Source organism: Dactylosporangium sp. NPDC000244 (genome assembly GCF_040300725.1).
Lineage (GTDB): Bacteria > Actinomycetota > Actinomycetes > Mycobacteriales > Micromonosporaceae > Dactylosporangium.
In genome coordinates this window covers 236,571-252,834 of record NZ_JBEPEH010000012.1, presented here as the reverse complement: position 1 = coordinate 252,834, position 16,264 = coordinate 236,571, and the positions used below count along the sequence as shown (strand labels likewise).

15 protein-coding genes are annotated in these 16,264 nt (G+C 73.6%); 7 read left to right on the top strand and 8 right to left on the bottom strand.

Annotation, left to right across the window (positions count from 1 at the left end):
* Nucleotides 1–17: 17 nt before the first annotated feature.
* On the bottom strand, nt 18–1,733 hold the full coding sequence (locus ABT369_RS19390; RefSeq protein WP_350613640.1) for an ABC transporter substrate-binding protein: 1,716 nt from the start codon (nt 1,731–1,733) through the stop codon (nt 18–20).
* A gap of 166 nt (nt 1,734–1,899) precedes the next feature.
* Here ABT369_RS19390 and ABT369_RS19385 point away from each other — a divergent pair, with 166 nt between their 5' ends.
* Entirely contained in the window at nt 1,900–2,778 is an 879-nt protein-coding gene (locus tag ABT369_RS19385) for a Vgb family protein (RefSeq protein WP_350613639.1), read from the top strand.
* Here the strand turns inward: ABT369_RS19385 and ABT369_RS19380 are convergent.
* Entirely contained in the window at nt 2,762–3,760 is a 999-nt protein-coding gene (locus ABT369_RS19380) for a phosphatase PAP2 family protein (protein ID WP_350613638.1), read from the bottom strand. The two genes, ABT369_RS19385 and ABT369_RS19380, sit on opposite strands and share 17 nt — an antisense overlap.
* Nucleotides 3,761–3,846: 86 nt before the next feature.
* Here ABT369_RS19380 and ABT369_RS19375 point away from each other — a divergent pair, with 86 nt between their 5' ends.
* Nucleotides 3,847–5,070, top strand: coding sequence for an MFS transporter (locus ABT369_RS19375; RefSeq protein ID WP_350613636.1), 1,224 nt, complete (start codon nt 3,847–3,849; stop codon nt 5,068–5,070).
* Here the strand turns inward: ABT369_RS19375 and ABT369_RS19370 are convergent.
* From ABT369_RS19370 to ABT369_RS19350, 5 genes are all read right to left on the bottom strand, one after another.
* A complete protein-coding gene (locus ABT369_RS19370) occupies nt 4,999–6,231 on the bottom strand; it encodes an EAL and HDOD domain-containing protein (RefSeq protein WP_350613635.1) in 1,233 nt (410 codons plus the stop codon). The two genes, ABT369_RS19375 and ABT369_RS19370, sit on opposite strands and share 72 nt — an antisense overlap.
* A gap of 30 nt (nt 6,232–6,261) precedes the next feature.
* The gene (locus ABT369_RS19365) at nt 6,262–7,494 is read right to left on the bottom strand and encodes an EAL and HDOD domain-containing protein (protein ID WP_350613633.1); all 1,233 of its coding nucleotides are present in this window, start codon (nt 7,492–7,494) and stop codon (nt 6,262–6,264) included.
* 51 nt (nt 7,495–7,545) lie between these two features.
* Complete coding sequence (locus tag ABT369_RS19360) at nt 7,546–8,220, bottom strand: GNAT family N-acetyltransferase (RefSeq protein WP_350613632.1); 675 nt, start codon at nt 8,218–8,220, stop codon at nt 7,546–7,548.
* Nucleotides 8,221–8,230: 10 nt separating this feature from the next.
* The gene (locus tag ABT369_RS19355; RefSeq protein WP_350613630.1) at nt 8,231–9,094 is read right to left on the bottom strand and encodes a hypothetical protein; all 864 of its coding nucleotides are present in this window, start codon (nt 9,092–9,094) and stop codon (nt 8,231–8,233) included.
* Between the two features lie 137 nt (nt 9,095–9,231).
* Entirely contained in the window at nt 9,232–9,858 is a 627-nt protein-coding gene (locus ABT369_RS19350) for a hypothetical protein (protein ID WP_350613629.1), read from the bottom strand.
* A gap of 20 nt (nt 9,859–9,878) precedes the next feature.
* Here ABT369_RS19350 and ABT369_RS19345 point away from each other — a divergent pair, with 20 nt between their 5' ends.
* The 4 genes from ABT369_RS19345 (at nt 9,879) to ABT369_RS19330 (ending at nt 13,083) form a co-directional block, all read left to right on the top strand.
* On the top strand, nt 9,879–10,088 hold the full coding sequence (locus ABT369_RS19345; protein ID WP_350613627.1) for a hypothetical protein: 210 nt from the start codon (nt 9,879–9,881) through the stop codon (nt 10,086–10,088).
* 20 nt (nt 10,089–10,108) lie between these two features.
* Nucleotides 10,109–11,335: a phosphoglycerate dehydrogenase gene (gene serA / locus ABT369_RS19340; RefSeq protein WP_350613625.1), complete on the top strand. Its 1,227-nt coding sequence runs from the start codon at nt 10,109–10,111 to the stop codon at nt 11,333–11,335.
* Between the two features lie 131 nt (nt 11,336–11,466).
* Entirely contained in the window at nt 11,467–12,099 is a 633-nt protein-coding gene (locus ABT369_RS19335; protein ID WP_350613623.1) for an HNH endonuclease family protein, read from the top strand.
* 81 nt (nt 12,100–12,180) lie between these two features.
* The gene (locus tag ABT369_RS19330; protein WP_350613622.1) at nt 12,181–13,083 is read left to right on the top strand and encodes a ribonuclease Z; all 903 of its coding nucleotides are present in this window, start codon (nt 12,181–12,183) and stop codon (nt 13,081–13,083) included.
* A 17-nt stretch (nt 13,084–13,100) separates the two neighbouring features.
* On the opposite strand, the gene ABT369_RS19325 is transcribed toward ABT369_RS19330, so the two are convergent.
* On the bottom strand, nt 13,101–13,394 hold the full coding sequence (locus tag ABT369_RS19325) for a DUF4193 domain-containing protein (RefSeq protein WP_350613686.1): 294 nt from the start codon (nt 13,392–13,394) through the stop codon (nt 13,101–13,103).
* A 316-nt stretch (nt 13,395–13,710) separates the two neighbouring features.
* Between ABT369_RS19325 and ABT369_RS19320 the strand changes: the two genes are divergently transcribed.
* Nucleotides 13,711–16,134 carry a GcvT family protein gene (locus ABT369_RS19320; RefSeq protein WP_350613620.1) on the top strand — a complete coding sequence of 808 codons (2,424 nt, stop codon included), beginning with the start codon at nt 13,711–13,713 and terminating at the stop codon, nt 16,132–16,134.
* The last annotated feature ends 130 nt before the right edge of the window (nt 16,135–16,264 follow it).

The window sequence follows — 16,264 nt, the reverse complement described above, 5'->3', positions numbered from 1 at the left end:
GGGCGCGGCCAAACCTGTCACGGCGAAACGCCGAGCGCGGTCGCGTCCCAGGTGCCGTAGTACTGGTTCACGAACACGTTCGTCAGGCGCGGGTTGCGGTAGTTGAGCACCTGGTCGTACAGCAGCGGCAGCATCGACGCGTTGTCCATCACCTCGGCGTTGACCTGCTGCCAGATCCCGGCCGCGCGGACCGGGTCGGCGACCGTGCGCGCGTTGTCGAGCTGCTCGTTGATGAGCGGGTCGTCGAGCTCGGCATAGTTGTTGTTGCCGCTGGGCAGGATCTGCCGCCCGTCGATCAGCGTCGGGTAGAACCCGGAGCCGGTCGGGAAGTCGGCGGACCATGCCGACAGGATGATCCCGTAGCCCTTCGCGTGCACGTTGTCGGGGCTGCCGACGACGGAGCGGGCGTACAGCGACGGGTCGGACGGGTCGATCCGCGCGGTGATCCCGACCTTCGCGAGGGCGGCCTGCACGGCCTCGGCCGTCTTCAGCGAGCGCGGGCTGCCGGTGGTCGCGATGACGGTCGTGAACCCGTCGGGCTTGCCGCACTTGGAGAGCTCGTCGCGGGCCTTGTCCGGTTGCGGCTTGCCCGGCTTCGTCAGGTACGGGTCGAGCCCCTCGTCGTAGCCGGGGATGCCGGGCGGGAGCATGCCGCCCGCGATCTGGCCGCCGCCGCGCGCCGTCTGCACCGCGGCCTTGTCCACCGCGTACTGCACCGCGCGCCGGCAGTGCACGTCGCCGAACGGCGCCACCTTCGTGCTCAGCGCCGCGTACTGCACGAACCCCGTCGTCGGCCGGTCCGCGTGCGCCTTGAGCCCGGCGTCGAGCAGCACCTTGGCCTGGGTCGCGGCCTGCACGCCGCCCTGGCCCGCGTCGGCGTCGAGGTCGCCGTCGAACAGCTGCCGGTCGATCTCGGCCGGGTCGGTGCCGATGGTGAGCTCGATGCGGTCGGGCAGCGCCTTGCGCACCGGGTCGGTCGCGGCGTCCCAGGCGCCGTTGCGCACCCAGACGACCTTGCGCCCGGGGTCGATGCTGTCGAAGCGGTACGGGCCGGAGGCGACGGGCCGGTCGCCGTACCGCTCGCCGGTGTCCTTGGCCTGCGGGACGGGCGCGGCGACGCCCATGGCGAGCAGGTACGGGAAGTCGGCGAACGGCTCGGCGAGGTGGAACACGATCGTGCGGTCGTCGGGCGTGGTCACCGAGCGCAGACCGTCCCCCTGCTGGTACGGCCCGGCGTAGTGCTGGCCCTGGTCCAGCTGGTCGATCAGGTACGTCGGGCCGCCGGACAGGACGTCCTGGGCGAAGAGGCGCTCGATGCCGTACTTGACGTCCCGGGCCCGGATCGGGGTGCCGTCCTCGAACTTCACGCCGTCGCGGAGGCGGAACGAGTAGGTCAGCCCGTCGCTCGACACGTCCGGCTGGTCGGCGGCCAGGTCGGGCACGAGCGCGGTGGTGCCGGGCTCGGCGGCCGGGGTGAGCAGCGTGCGGACGTAGAGCCGCTGGAGGTTGTAGACGGCGTTGATGTAGGAGCGGGTGGGGTCCCACGAGTCGACGTCGTTGGCGCTGGCCAGGCGCAGCGTGCCGCCGGGCGTGCCGCTCGGGTTGACCACGGCGGTGAGCCCCGCGTCGAACCCCTCCGCGGCCGTGCCCTCCCCGGTGTCGTTCGCGCGCCCGGCGCACCCGCCGAGGAGCAGGACAAGGGCACACAGACCGACACGCACCGTACGGTTCATATGACCCAGAGTAGTCATGGCTCCGGTCCGCCGTGGTCCGGACCGTCGCTCCCGTCAGACTCGAGGTCCGCGGTGGTCGCGCTCGCCACGCCGGCCGGAGGGGTCCGCGCACCCGCTGCCGCCCGGCGCGGGAGACTGGTCGCTCCGACGACTCCGGAGGTGCACCGTGTGGCGCGAGTTCGAGATCGGCGTGGAGGGCGGCGGGCCGTACGGCATCGTGGCCGGCCCCGGCGGCGCCCTCTGGTGCACCCTGGTCCACGCGGGCCGGCTCGCGCGCATCGCGCCCGACGGCGACGTGACGCTGTTCCCGCTGGACAACCCGGAGGCGGGCCCGTCGATCGTCGTGACCGGCCCCGACGGCGCGCTGTGGTTCACCCGCTTCCGGGACGGCCGGGTCGGCCGGATCACGCCGGACGGCGAACAGTCCTCGATCGCGGTCCCGTCCCCGTTCGGCCTGGCGGTCGCCCCCGACGGCGCCCTGTGGACGAGCGAGCTCAACGCGGACCGGGTCTGGCGCGTCACCCCGGACGGCGAGACGACCCCGTTCGAGCTGGGCACCGAGGGCGCGATCCCGTCGATGCTCGCCGCGGCCCCGGACGGCACCGTGTGGTGCACCCTCAACCAGGGCAACGCGATCGCCCGCGTGACCCCCGAGCCGGCCGTGTTCGCGCTGCCCACGCCGGGCGCCGCCCCGGTGGGCATCACGGTCGCCGGCGACGGGGCCGCCTGGTTCGTCGAGATCGGCGCCGGGCAGCTCGGCCGCATCACCGCGGACGGCGAGATCGCCGAGTTCCCGCTGCCGGACCGCGCCGCCCGCACGCACGCGATCGTCGCCGACCCGGCCGGCGGGTGCTGGTACACCGAGTGGGCCGGCAACCGCCTCGGCCACATGGACGCCGGCGGGACCGGCATCCGGACCTGGGACCTGCCCACCCCGGACTCGGAGCCGCACGGCCTGGCCGTCGCCCCCGACGGCGCCGTGTGGGTCGCCCTGGAGCGCGGCTCTGTCGCCCGGTTCAGCCCCCCGTTCAGCCCCCCGCGATGACCTGCGTGGTCGGCTCCTCACGGGGCAGCCGGACGGTGACCTGCTCCGCGAGCGGCACGGGAGACTCGGCGTGGGCGCCGGGCCCGTCGCCGTCGTCGCCGGGATCGGGCACCCACCGCGGCACCACCCGGTGCGCCGTGGCCAGGACGGCCGCGACGACCAGGCCCGCGGTGCCGGCGATGCCGAGCGCGCCGCCCGCGTAGGCGACGAACAGCCGCCGCCGGCTCAGGTCGTCGACCGCCTGCGTGATGACGTCGTCGGTCAGCCGCAGCGCGAGCAGCGCGCCGAGCAGCAGGACGGTCGAGACGAGGGCGAGCAGGACGGTGGTGTACCTGTTCGCGGCGCCGTACGCCACCCCGCCGTGGCGCCGCTGGGCGACGAGGATGAACAGGCTCGCCGCCGCGGCCCACGCGCCCACCACGAGCAGGGCCGCCACCGCGTCGCTGGGCCGGTGCCAGCCCGCCGACAGGGTCGCCACGCCGACGAGGGCGGAGGCGATCGCCCCGCCGAGCGCGACGGGGCCGCGGGTGCGGGCCGGCACGACGAGCACCAGGGCGACGGCGACCGACGCGGCGACCGTCGTGTGGCCGCTGGGCAGGCTGTTGCCGGCCGCGACCCGGTCCACGTCGACGCCGAGGTGCGGGCGGTAGATGAGCGTCTTGAAGACCTGCGTGGTCGCGTTCGACCCGCCGATGAGCAGCACCGCGCCGACGCCCAGGGCCACCCGCCGGCGGGCCAGGGCGATGAAGCCGATCGCGATCGTGGCCGCCGCGACCGACACGACGGAGATGGTGCTGAGCGTGTCGTGCACCAGCCCGGCCACGTGGGCCTTGCCGATGCTGTTGCCGGTGATGGCCACGTAGTCCAGGAGCTGGCCGTGTTCGCTGTGCACGAAAAATCGCCACACCGCCACGAAGCCGGCCACCTGCGCGACCGCCACGACCAGCAGCCACGCGGCGAGCCCGAGAGGCCACCCACGCATGGCCAGCAAGATAGCCCAATCGCGCCAATTGCGCTCATCGCGATATCTCTTGTGGCGGCAGTACACCCCGGAGTCACCTGAACGGCATGCGCTTCTCCCCCTACTGGCCCGTCGTGACCCACCCGGTGCTGCGGCGCGTCCTGCCCGGGATCGCGGTCTCCGCCCTCGGCGACGGCATGTCCCTGGTCGCCGTGAGCTGGCTGGCGCTGCAGCTCGCCCCGGAATCGGCGCGCGGCGCCTGGGTCGCGGCCGCGGTCGCGGCGTACTCACTGCCGAGCGCCCTCGGCGGCGCGGTCCTGGGGCGGTACCTGCGGCACCGCCCCGGCGCCCAGCTCGCGGGCTGGAACGCGATCCTGCGCGCGAGCGCGCTGGCCGCGATCGTGCTCGTGCACGCGGCCGGCGCGCTGTCGCCGGGGGTCTACGTCGCCCTGCTCGCGGTGTCGTCGCTGCTCGCGGCGTGGGGCTCGGCGGGGCGGTACACCCTCATCGCGCAGAGCGTCCCGCAGGAGCACCATCTGGCCGCGAACAGCGTGATGGGCACGCTGTCGGAGGCGGCCGCGCTCGCCGGTCCGCCGCTGGCCGGCCTGCTCATCGGCTGGACGAACGCGGCCGTCGTCCTCGCGATCGACGCGGCGAGCTTCGCGGTGCTGGCCCTGACCTACCGCCTCGCCGTGCCGGAGCCCGGTGACGCCCCGCCCGCCGGCCCCGCCCGGGTGCGCCTCGGCCGCGACAAGTCCGGCCTGCTCCTGGTGACGTTCGCGTTCTTCCTGCTCTTCGGCCCGTTCTACGTCGCGCTGCCGCTGCACGTCGCCGACGATTTGCACGCCTCCGCGACGCTGCTCGGCGTGTTCTACACCGTCTTCGGCGCCGGGGCGGTCGTGGGCGGCCTGGCCACGCCGTACGTGCGCCGGCTGCCGCCCTGGCCGGTGATCGTCGCGTTCGCCCTGGCGGTGCTCCCGCTCGGCCTGGGCGCGCCGCCGGCCGTGAGCCTGCCGGCGTTCGCGCTCGCCGGGCTGTGCTGGGCGCCCTACATGCCGGTGATGATGGCCCTGTTCCAGCGCACCACCCCGCCGGAGCGGCTGCCGCAGCTGCTGGCCGCGTTCGGCTCGATCACCGTGATCGCCGTCCCGCTGGGCACGGCGGCCGGCGGCCCGCTGGTGACCGCCGTCGGCGCCGAGCGCACGCTGCTGCTCAGCGCGCTGGCGATGCTGGCCCTGGGCCTGGTCACGGCGGCGGTCTCAGGCGGCCGGCTCCGGCTCCGCGAGCGACGCGTTCGTCCAGCTCAGAGCCGCGAGGAGTTCCCCGTGTAGCTCGCCGCCGGCCGGCTCGCAGGAGCGGGTCACGGACTCGCCGCGCTGGTAGGCGCGCACCTCCCGCAGCACGTCGCCGAGGTCGCCGTGGCCGTGCACGACCGCCCCGGCGACCTCCTCGGTCAGCGGCAGCTGCTCGGTCAGGGCGCCGACCGGCCCGCCCAGCAGGTCGCCGATCGCGGAGAGCAGGCCGACCGTGAACGCGGTCGGGCCCGCCCCGGCGCCGCGGCGCTCGGCCACCGTCTGGCACATGCGCGCCCGGACCACGGCGTCGGTGAGCAGGGACTCGTCGCCGTCGGCCAGGTCGGCGACCATCATGAGCGTGGCCCACTGGCGCACCTGCGGGATGCCGAGCAGGACGACCGCCTGGAAGATCGACGAGACGGGCTGCTTGAGGCCGTTGGAGGCGGCGTTCACCCCGCGCAGGATGCGCACGGCCAGCGCCGGGTCGCGCTCGATGGTGGCCACGGCCCGGTCCAGGTCGACGTCCTCGGCCGCGAGTTCGGTCAGCAGCCGGACCCGGGCCAGCCGCGTCGGGTTCAGCGCCTGGGTGGTGACCAGGTGCGGGCGGGACAGGGCGTGGCCCTGGTACAGCTGGAAGTTGTGCCGGATCGCGAGCTCCAGCAGCTCCGGGGTCTCGATGCGCTGGGCGATGAGCCGGATGCGCGGGATGCGCCGGCACGCCTCGACGATCCGGGCGATCGCGTGCCGGTCCCCGGCGAGCATGTCGACCTTCACGTAGTGCACGTGGGGCAGCAGCCGGGCGGTGTCCGGGTCGCCGGTGTAGCCGTCGATCGCCAGGCGGTGACCCTGCTCGGTCAGCGCGGCCGCGGCCGCCACGAGCTCGTCGTCGACCTCGATGCCGGCCAGCAGCTCGAGCCCGACGCGGCCGGGCTGGAACGGCAGCGGCAGCTCGCCGACCAGGAACTCGCGGGTGAGGTTGATGAAGCACGGCCGGTCGCCGACGAGCTCCTCGATGCCGAACGCGGTGAACGCCTCGACGATGACCCGGCTCGTCGCGGCGCTGTCGCGCACGGTGGCCTCGTGGGCGTGCGGGCCGTCGCGGAACAGCAGCTCGTAGGCGGCGACGCGACCCTGGGCGTCATAGAGCGCCTGGCGGCCGATGTGCACGGGCCCGGTGCGACCGATAATGCTGTCCACACCAGCACTATCGGTCACACCCGGCCACATTCAAGCCGGGCGGGCCCGCGGGGCGATGATCTGCCCGGTGTAGGCGACGGCGTCGAGGTAGGCCCGCGCGGTGTCCTCCACCGGCAGTGGCGCGGCCAGCAGCATCGGCAGGTCGGAGGCCTCGTAGGCGGCGACGAGGGACAGCAGCTCGCCGAGCGGGCCGGTGCCGCCGACGAGCGCCTCGGTCACCTCGTGGCTCAGCGACAGGCGCAGCGCGAGGTCGGCGGCGGGCTGGCCGAGCAGCTCGGCGACGGCGGAGACGAGCCCGGCGGTGAACGCGGCCTCCGGCGGCAGGTCCATCCGCCCGGCGATGTTCTGGCACATGCGGGCGCGGGTGATCGCGGCCGAGAGCTGCTGGGTGCCGGGGTCGTCCGGGCCCTCGAGGTCGCTGACGAGCATGAGGGTGGCCCAGTCCCGCAGCCGGTCGACGCCGAGCAGCAGGACCGCCTCGTGCACCGAGGACACCTTGACCGGCAGGCCGAGCGAGTCGGCGTTCGCGGCCGCCATCAGCCGCAGGCTCAGCGCCGGGTCGCTGGTGACGAGGCCGACCACGCGGGCGAGCGGGATGCTGGGGCCGACGAGCAGGCTCAGCAGCTCGACCCGGGCCAGCCGCGACGGCGACAGGGCGGCGGCGCTCACGACCTGCGGGCGGCCGAGGACGTACCCCTGGAAGTAGTCGAAGCCGAGCGCCCGGGCGAGCTCGAGCTGTTCGGCGGTCTCGAGCCGCTCGGCGACGAGCTTCACGCCGGCGTACTTGCGGCAGCGCTCCACCGTCGCGGCCAGGTCCTGCGCCGCGGTCTCGAGCACGTCGATCTTCACGTAGGCGGCGAGCTCGAGCAGCGGCTCGTGGCCGAGGCCGAAGACGTAGTCGTCGAGCGCGATGCGGTACCCCTGCCGGACCAGCTCGGCGACGGCGGTCACGACCTCGTCGTCGAGCTCGACGGTCTCCAGGATCTCGAGGACCACCTGCTCGGCGTCGAACGGCAGCGGCAGGTCTCCGACCAGGAACTCCCGGGTCAGGTTCACGAAGCACAGCCCGCGCCCGCACAGCGGCTCGATGCCGATCTCGGTGAACGCGGTGATGAGCACCCGGCTCGTGGCGTAGGCGCCGCGCTCGTCGGCGTCGACCGCGCCCGCGTCGCCCCGGAAGAGCAGCTCGTACCCGTGCACGTCGCCGGCCCGGGAGAAGATCGGCTGGCGGCCCACATGCACGGCGCCGGAAGCGGGGAACATACCGCACTCATCGACCCGCCCGGCCGGGATCTGCGGATTTCCGCCGGAGCGTTACGCGGTGCCGGCCAGGGCGTGAATCCGCCAGCCCGGATCGGGGAAACCGGACGCGTCGGCGACGTGGGCGCTGGCGGTGTTCGCGGGGTCGTGCAGATAGATCGGTACGGCCCCGGCGTCCACGATCCGCCGGGCCGCCCGGGTCACGAGCCGCCGGGCCAGTCCCCGGCCGCGGGCGCGCTCCTCGGTGCCGACGGAGATCTCGACGCCGGTCGGGTCGTGCGGCTTGAGCCCGACGCCGGCCAGGTACTCCCCCGTGCCCGGCTCCCGCGCGACGAGCACCTCGCCCGGGAAGGGCCGCAGCCAGTCGGGGATGCCCGGGCCGTGCGACGGCTCCCACTCCCCCGCCGGCTCCATCGCCACCGGCGCCTCGCTCCACCGGAACACGCCGGTGAAGCAGCGCTGCTCGGGCCGCCCGACGAGGGCCGGGAGGTGCTCGCCGAGGGCCGCCTCGAGGACCCGCGGGGCGGTGGCGGCGACGAGCGCGGCGACGGCGTCGCGGCTGGACGGCGGGACGGACAGCACACCGTTGCCGCCGGCGTCGGTCACGCCCAGGGCCCGCTGCTCCCCGCCGTCCCAGCGGGGCTTCTCCCGCATGGGGCTGCCGACGACGACCAGGCCCCCGGAGGACGGCCAGCTTCCGAGCCACGCGCGCAGGAACCGATCGAGCACGGTGAAGATCCTAAGGCTGGGTGCGGAACTGCGCGCGCATCACGTCGGCGACCCGCTTGGTCCAGTCCGCGGGGCCGTCGATCGTCCAGTTCTCCCCGAGGGCCATGAACAGCGGCCCGTGCCCGGACTGCCCGGCCTCGGCGGACCACTCGGCCTCGACGTCGCCGCGCCCGGCGTAGACACCGACGTCGACCGGGCGCCCGTCGGCCGTGCAGCGGCCCCGCCCGACGGCCTTGGCGGGCACGTTGGCGTCGACGCCGACCGCCTCATAGCCGGAGCAGGGCAGCCCCCGCCGGTCCAGGTAGTCGACGAGGGCCTGCGGCGAGGGGAACGTCTGCGGCGCCGAGTCGGCCGTGGGGGCGTGGCCCCGGTCGATGCGCCCGATCAGCACGACGAGCACGGCCCCGACGACGAGCACCCCGGCGGCGAGGGTGGCGATCATCGCGGTCGGCGGGCGGTGCTCGGGGCGCGGCCGGGGCGGGGGTGGCGGCAACGGCTGGGTGGAGTCGTCGAACTCGCCCTCACGCGCCTGCAGCGCGGCGGCGACCTCGGCCGCGGACGGCAGCGGCTGGGTGGGGCGGGCCGCGGCGGCCTCCGCCTCGCGGGCGGCGGCCTCCGCTTCACGGGCCACGGCCGCCTCCGCCTCACGGGCCACGGCGGCCTCCGCCTCACGGGCCACGGCGGCCTCCGCCTCACGGGCGGCGGCCTGGGCCGCGGCGACCTCGGTGGCCCGCGCGGCCCGGGCGGCCGCGGCGGCGATCTCGGCCGGCGACGGCAGCGGCTGGGTCGCGGCCGAGCCGTGCTCCGGGCCGGGGCCGATGGCGGCGGCCGGTGGTTCCGCGTGGTCGAGGGGCTGGTGGTGCTGCTCGGTCACGCGAGAAAAGCTACCCCGCCCCCTGCCCGGACTCAGCACGCCGAACGGGCAGATCTGCGCCAATCTGCGCTGAGGCTTCCGGACAGGTGCGCGCACCGGCGCCTGGGAGCGCTCCGAAACCCCGCGAATGCCATGATTCAGGCCTCCGGCAGGTCGACGGCGATCTCCTCGCCCAGCGTGGCGCCGTGCTCCAGCTCCAGGTCGTCGCCGCTCCAGAACTTGCCGGGGTCGTACCAGTTGGCCCGCCGGCCGCGGGCGAGCAGGCCCATGTCCTCGTAGGTCACGGCGACGACCTCGGCGCAGTACGCGGTCTCGAGCGTGCCGCTGATCTGCTCACGGAGGTGCGGCAGGCGGCCCTTGAACCAGCGCCCGGCCAGCCGCGCGGTGGACGGGAACGGCGTGCCGTCGAGGCGGGCGACGGTCTTCAGCACCGCGTCCTCCATCGCCGGCCCGGCCTCCGGGAACAGCTGCCGCAGCCAGGCGCGCTGGCCGTAGCGGCGGCCCCAGACCAGCACGGCGTCGCGCAGATCGTGCAGCTGGACCCCGCGCTGGCGGGCGCCGGTCCACATGTCGGGCAGCGACCGGCCCAGCTCCGCGTGCCACATGAGCGGCGGCATGTCGTCGAGCACGACCGCCATGCCCACGTGGTTGACCGGGCTGTTGGTCAGCGTCTGGATGGCGCGGTCGGCGGTGGTGCGGCCGCGGAACACCCAGAGGTCGCCCGTGCGTGTCATCCGTACGGCCTCATCGAGATCGACCTTCACCGGGACTACCCTAGGGCCTCATGCGAATCAAGTGGTGGAAGGTCGTCGGGCTCGCCGGTGTCGTCGGCGTGGCGGCGACGGGTGTGCTGGTGGCCCGGGCCGAGCGCCAGCGGCGGGCGTACACCCCGGAGGAGATCCGGGAAAAGCTGCGTGACCGGCACGCCATCGCGTCCCTGGGCGTCTCCGCAAAGGGTGGGACGAGTCGCGGCTCACGTACCAGTGCTCCCTGAGGTCACCTAGTGTGGATGGTGTGCTGCCACTGACATCCCAGACCGGCCCCGTGCGGGTCCTGTTCCTCGAAAACATCCACCCGATCGCGGTCGAGCGGATGCGCTCCGAGGGCTACGAGGTCGAGACCGTCGGGCGGGCGCTCGACGAGGACGAGCTGATCGCGAAGCTCGACGGGGTTCACCTGCTCGGCATCCGCTCCAAGACCCAGGTCACCGCCAACGTCCTGGCCTCCGCCCAGCAGCTGCGCGCCATCGGTGCCTTCTGCATCGGCACCGACCAGATCGACCTGCGCGTCGCCGCCGAGTCCGGCATCGCGGTCTTCAACGCGCCCTTCTCCAACACCCGCAGCGTGGTGGAGCTGGCGATCGCCGAGATCATCGCGCTGACCCGGCGGCTCACCGAGAAGAACGCCGACATGCACAACGGCGTGTGGAACAAGGACGCCGAGGGCTCCCACGAGATCCGCGGGCGCTCCATCGGCATCGTCGGCTACGGCAACATCGGCACGCAGCTGTCGGTCCTCGCCGAGAACCTCGGCCTGCGGGTGTACTTCTACGACACCTCCGAGCGGCTGGCGCTGGGCAACGCCGTGCGCTGCAACTCCCTCGACGAGCTGCTCGAGGTCGCCGACATCGTCACCCTGCACGTCGACGGGCGGCCGGGCAACAGCGGCTTCTTCGGCGAGGAGCAGTTCGCGAAGATGCGCCCGCAGAGCATCTTCCTGAACCTGAGCCGCGGCTTCGTCATCGACCACGAGGCGCTGCGCCGTCACCTCGACAACGGCCACCTCGCGGGCGCCGCGGTCGACGTGTTCCCGAAGGAGCCCAAGGCCAAGGGCGACGAGTTCGTCTCGGCGCTGCGCGGCCTGCCCAACGTCATCCTCACGCCGCACATCGGCGGCTCGACCGAGGAGGCGCAGTCGGACATCGGCTCGTTCGTGGCGGAGAAGCTGCACAAGTACGTCGCCGAGGGCTCGACCACGCTGAGCGTCAACCTGCCGTCGCTCAACCTGCCGTCGCTGCCGGAGACGCACCGCATCGCGCTGCTGCACCACAACGTGCCGGGCGTGCTCGCCGACGTGAACAGCATCTTCGCCGGCCACAAGGTCAACGTCGAGGGGCAGATCCTGGCCACCCGCGGCGAGTACGGCTACCTGCTGACCGACGTCGCGGCGCAGTACCCGCCGGAGATCCTCTCGCAGCTGGCGAGCATGGCCACGACGGTCCAGATGCGCGTCCTGTCCTGACCCGCTCCCGACCCGCGCCCGTCCCGGGTGTGGCTTTTCATCGATAGTTTTCGATCTAAAGTCACACCCGGGACGGGCTTCGTTCACCACCGGGCGACAGCGTGCTCCCATCACCTGCGAAGGGAGCACGCATGCTCAGGGTTGTTCGCGCGGCCGCCGTGGTCGTCGTCGCCGGGGCCGGGATCGCCGTCGGGCTCGCCGGGCCGGCCGGGGCCACCCCGCCCGGGATCCCGTCCAAGGCCACCGCCCAGACCCAGCTCAACGCGCTGACCGTGGCCACCGAGGGCTCGATGAGCGGCTACAGCCGCGACAAGTTCCCGCACTGGATCACCATCAGCGGCTCGTGCGACACGCGGGAGACCGTGCTCAAGCGCGACGGCACGTCGGTCGTCACCAGCAGCACCTGCGCGGCGACGTCGGGCCGCTGGTACAGCCCGTACGACGGCGCGACCTGGACCGCCTCCGGCGACGTCGACATCGACCACGTGGTGCCCCTGGCCGAGGCCTGGCGCTCCGGCGCGAGCTCGTGGACGACGGCCCGCCGCCAGTCGTTCGCCAACGACCTCACGCACCCGCAGCTCATCGCCGTGACCGACAACGTGAACCAGTCCAAGGGCGACCAGGACCCGTCGACGTGGCAGCCGCCGCTGACCTCCTACCGCTGCACGTACGCCCGGATGTGGATCAACGTGAAGTACACCTACGGGCTGAAGCTGCAGTCCTCGGAGAAGTCGGCCCTGCAGACGATGCTCAACGCCTGCTGAGCCCCGGCTCGCACGCCGGGCGGGCGGCGCACCGGGCCGCCCGCCCGCGCATGGGCCGGCCCCGCCGGTACAGTCGCCGGGATGTCGCCCCGTGAACTCGTCGTGCTCGGCACCGCCAGCCAGGTCCCGACGCGGCTGCGCAACCACAACGGGTACTTCCTGCGCTGGGACGGCGAGGGCTTCCTCTTCGATCCCGGGGACGGCACCCAGCGCCAGATGGCCCACGCCGGCGTCGCCGCGAGCGACATCACCCGGGTCTGCCTCACGCACTTCCACGGCGACCACTGCCTCGGCCTGCCCGGGGTCGTCCAGCGCATGTCCCTGGACAACTCGCCCCACGACGTGCAGGCCTACTTCCCCGCGTCCGGCGAGGTGTACTTCGACCGCCTCCGCCACGCCACCCCGTACTACGACACCGTCACCCTCACCAAGCGCCCGATCGACGGGGACGGCCTGCTCACGCTGGCCGAGACGGCGGCGTGGCGGCTGGAGGCGCACCGGCTCGACCACGGCATCGACGCCTACGGCTTCCGGCTGGTCGAGCACGACGGGCGGCGGATGCTCCCCGATCGCCTGCGCGAGCACGGCATCGCCGGCCCGGACGTCGCGGTGCTCCAGCGCGACGGGCGGCTGCGCGGGGTGAGCCTGGAGGACGTGAGCGAGCCCCGGCGCGGGCAGCGCTTCGCCTTCGTGATGGACACGCGCCTGTGCGCGGGCGTGCGGACGCTCGCCGAGGGCGCCGACGTGCTCGTCATCGAGTCGACCTACCTCGCCGAGGACGAGGGACTGGCCGTCGCGCACGGGCACCTGACCGCCGCCCAGGCGGCGCGGGTGGCCGCGGATGCCGGGGTGCGCACGCTCGTGCTCACCCACTTCTCGCAGCGCTACGACGACCCGTCGCGCTTCCGGCGGGAGGCGGAAGCGGTGTTCGACGGCGAGGTTGTCGTGGCCGAGGACCTGATCCGGGTCAGGATCCGCGGCTAGGTCTTCAGTCCGGTCGGTCAGTCACACTCGGTGCAGATGGGCGCGCCGTTCTTCTCGCGGGACAGCTGGCTGCGGTGGTGCACGAGGAAGCAGCTCGAGCAGCGGAACTCGTCGCCCCGCATCGGCACGACCGGGACCGTGAGCTCCTCATCGGTCAGGTCGGCGCCGGGCAGCTCGAAGCCGGCCTCGTTCTCGTCCACGTCGACGGACGCCGACTGGCCGTTGGTGCGGCGCGCGGTGAGCTCCTCGAGGCTGTCCTCGGCGAGGTCCGCGCCGACCGGGTTGCGCGGCGCGTCGTAGTCGGTGCTGATGGCCATGGCGTTCACCCTCTCTTGGTGACTTGGTTGTGTAACGAACGCCGCCGGCCCCGGATGTGTTCCCGACCGACATGAATGAATCGAGGAGTGTTCCGAATCACGCCGGCTCATGCCGATCCGGCGCCAATTCGGTCCACTGTGGACATATCAACAGCGGCAGCGCCAACGAGGCTACCTCGCCGGGTCGCCCGTGCGGGCACTTTTGGGATTCTCGGTCCGCATGTCGTCGAGCAGACCGGAAAGCCCCAGGTCAGAACGGCGGGGTGGCCGAACGGAGGAACGCCGCGGTGGCGGCCACTACAGTTTCGGCATGAACCTTCCCGAGCGCGCGCGTGTGGTCGTCGTCGGCGGCGGTGTGATCGGCACGTCGGTCGCCTACCACCTGGCCAAGGCCGGCATCACCGACGTGCTGCTGCTGGAGCGGGACCGGCTCACCGCCGGCACCACCTGGCACGCGGCGGGGCTCATCGTCACCTTCGGCTCGCTGTCGGAGACCTCGACGCGGATGCGACAGTACACCCGCGACCTGTACGCGAGCCTGGAGTCCGAGACCGGGCTGTCGACGGGCCTGCGGCAGTCCGGGTTCATCGAGCTCGCCGCGGACGAGGGGCGGCTGGAGGAGTACCGCCGCGTCGCCGCGTTCAACCGGCACCTGGGCGTGGACGTCCACGAGATCTCCCCGGCCGAGGTCCGCGAGCTGTTCCCGCTCGCGCGCACCGACGACGTCCTGGCCGGGTTCTACGTCGCCGAGGACGGCCGCGCCAACCCGGTCGACGTCACGATGTCCCTGGCCAAGGGCGCCCGGCAGATGGGCGTGCGAATCCTGGAAGGGGTACCGGTCACCGGCACCCTGCGCCGCCGGGACACGGTCACGGGCGTGCGCACCCCCTTCGGCGACGTCGAGGCCGAGGTCGTGGTCAACTGCGCCGGCATGTGGGCCCGCCAGCTCGGCGAGGAGGCCGGGGTGAGCGTGCCGCTGCAGGCGGCCGAGCACTACTACCTCATCACCGAGCCCATCGACGGCGTCTCGGCCGACCTGCCCGTGCTGGAGGACCCGGGATCATACGGGTACTTCCGGGAGGAGACCGGCGGCCTGATGGTCGGCCTGTTCGAGGGCGCCGCCGCCCCGTGGAGCGTCGACCGCGTGCCCGACGGGTTCTCGTTCGGCACGCTCCCGCCCGACTGGGACCGCATGGCGCCCTACCTCGAGCGGGCGATGAGCCGCATTCCCGTGACCGCGACCGCCGGCGTGCGGACCTTCTTCTGCGGCCCGGAGAGCTTCACGCCCGACCTCGCGCCGGTCTTCGGCGAGTCCCCGGAGCTGCGCAACTACTTCGTCGCGGCCGGGCTCAACTCGATCGGCATCCTCACCGGCGGCGGCATCGGCCGGGCCCTGGCCACCTGGATCGCCGAAGGCCGCCCCGACGTCGACGTGACCGGGATGCACATCGACCGCCTCCAGCCCTACCAGCGCAACCGGGAATACCGAGCCGCCCGCACCGTCGAGGCGCTGGGCCAGGTGTACGCGACGCACTTCCCGCACAAGGCGTTCACCTCCGGCCGCGACGCCCGCCGCTCCCCCCTGCACGACCGGGTCTCCCCGCTGCACCCGTACCGCCGGGACGTCTCCGGCTGGGAGATGCCCGACGTCTACGGGTTCGAAGGATCGCCGGCGCCGACGTGGGGCCGGCCGGAGTGGTTCGGCCAGTGGGCGGCCGAGCACCGGGCGGCCCGCGAGGACGCGATCCTCATGGACATGTCGTTCATGGCCAAGTTCCTCGTCGAGGGCCGCGACGCCGCCGCCGCGCTGGAGGAGCTGTCGGCCAACCGGGTCGCCAACCCCGGCCGGGTCACCTACACCCAGTGGCTCAACGAGGGCGGCACCATCGAGGCCGACCTGACCGTCACCCAGCTCGACGAGGAGCGGTTCTGGGTGGTCGCCTCCGACACCGCGCACCGCCACGCGTTCGCCCGCCTGCGCCGCCACCTCGACGGCCGGCTCGCCTTCGCCGCCGACGTCACCTCCGGCTGGGCCCAGCTCAACGTGCAGGGCCCCCGCTCCCGGGAGATCCTGGCCGAGGCCTGCGGCACCGACATCACCCTGCCCTTCCGCGGGGCGGCCGAGCTCGAGATCGGCCTCGCGCGCGTGCTGTGCCTGCGGATCACGTACGTCGGGGAGCTGGGCTACGAGCTCTACGTCCCCGCCGAGCAGGCGGTGCACGTCCACGATCGCCTGGTGGCGGCCGGGGCCGGGCACGGGCTGCGCCACGCCGGGCTCAAGGCGCTCGCGAGCCTGCGCCTCGAGAAGGGCTACCGCGACTACGGCCACGACATCGACAACACCGACGACGTGCTGGAGGCCGGGCTGGGCTTCGCCGTGGCGCTGGACAAGGAGCACTTCATCGGCCGCGACGCCGTCCTGGCCCGCAAGGCGCGCGGGCCGCTGACCCGCCGCCTCGTCCAGGTGCTCGTCACGGACCCGAAGGCACTCCTGCACCACGCGGAGGTGGTCCGCCGCGACGGGCGGGACGTCGGCTACGTGCGCGCGGCCTCGTACGGCCACACGCTCGGCGGCGCGGTCGGGCTGGCGATGCTCGACGCGGGGTCCGAGGCGCTCGACCAGGCATGGCTGGACGCGGCCCCGCTGACCGTCGAGATCGCGGGCGCGACATATCCGGCGCGGGCCTCGCTGCGGCCCCTGTACGACCCGTCGAGCGAGCGCGTCCGGTCCTGAACCTGGCCCTCGCATTTCGGGGGCGCGGCTCTTCCGCGCCCCGCTCGGCCTTAAAGCCGTCTCCCGCCGGCCCTTCCGCGCCTCCGCGCGTTCGGGGGCGCGGCCCTCCAACGACCCCGCTCGCCCTTGA

What these genes read in the sequence shown, in the direction of transcription:
- ABT369_RS19390 (WP_350613640.1), bottom strand. Translation starts at nt 1,733, where the DNA reads ATGAACCGTACGGTGCGTGTCGGTCTGTGTGCCCTTGTCCTGCTCCTC.
- ABT369_RS19380 (WP_350613638.1), bottom strand. Translation starts at nt 3,760, where the DNA reads ATGCGTGGGTGGCCTCTCGGGCTCGCCGCGTGGCTGCTGGTCGTGGCG.
- ABT369_RS19375 (WP_350613636.1), top strand. Translation starts at nt 3,847, where the DNA reads ATGCGCTTCTCCCCCTACTGGCCCGTCGTGACCCACCCGGTGCTGCGG.
- ABT369_RS19365 (WP_350613633.1), bottom strand. Translation starts at nt 7,494, where the DNA reads ATGTTCCCCGCTTCCGGCGCCGTGCATGTGGGCCGCCAGCCGATCTTC.
- ABT369_RS19345 (WP_350613627.1), top strand. Translation starts at nt 9,879, where the DNA reads ATGCGAATCAAGTGGTGGAAGGTCGTCGGGCTCGCCGGTGTCGTCGGC.
- ABT369_RS19335 (WP_350613623.1), top strand. Translation starts at nt 11,467, where the DNA reads ATGCTCAGGGTTGTTCGCGCGGCCGCCGTGGTCGTCGTCGCCGGGGCC.
- ABT369_RS19330 (WP_350613622.1), top strand. Translation starts at nt 12,181, where the DNA reads ATGTCGCCCCGTGAACTCGTCGTGCTCGGCACCGCCAGCCAGGTCCCG.
- ABT369_RS19320 (WP_350613620.1), top strand. Translation starts at nt 13,711, where the DNA reads ATGAACCTTCCCGAGCGCGCGCGTGTGGTCGTCGTCGGCGGCGGTGTG.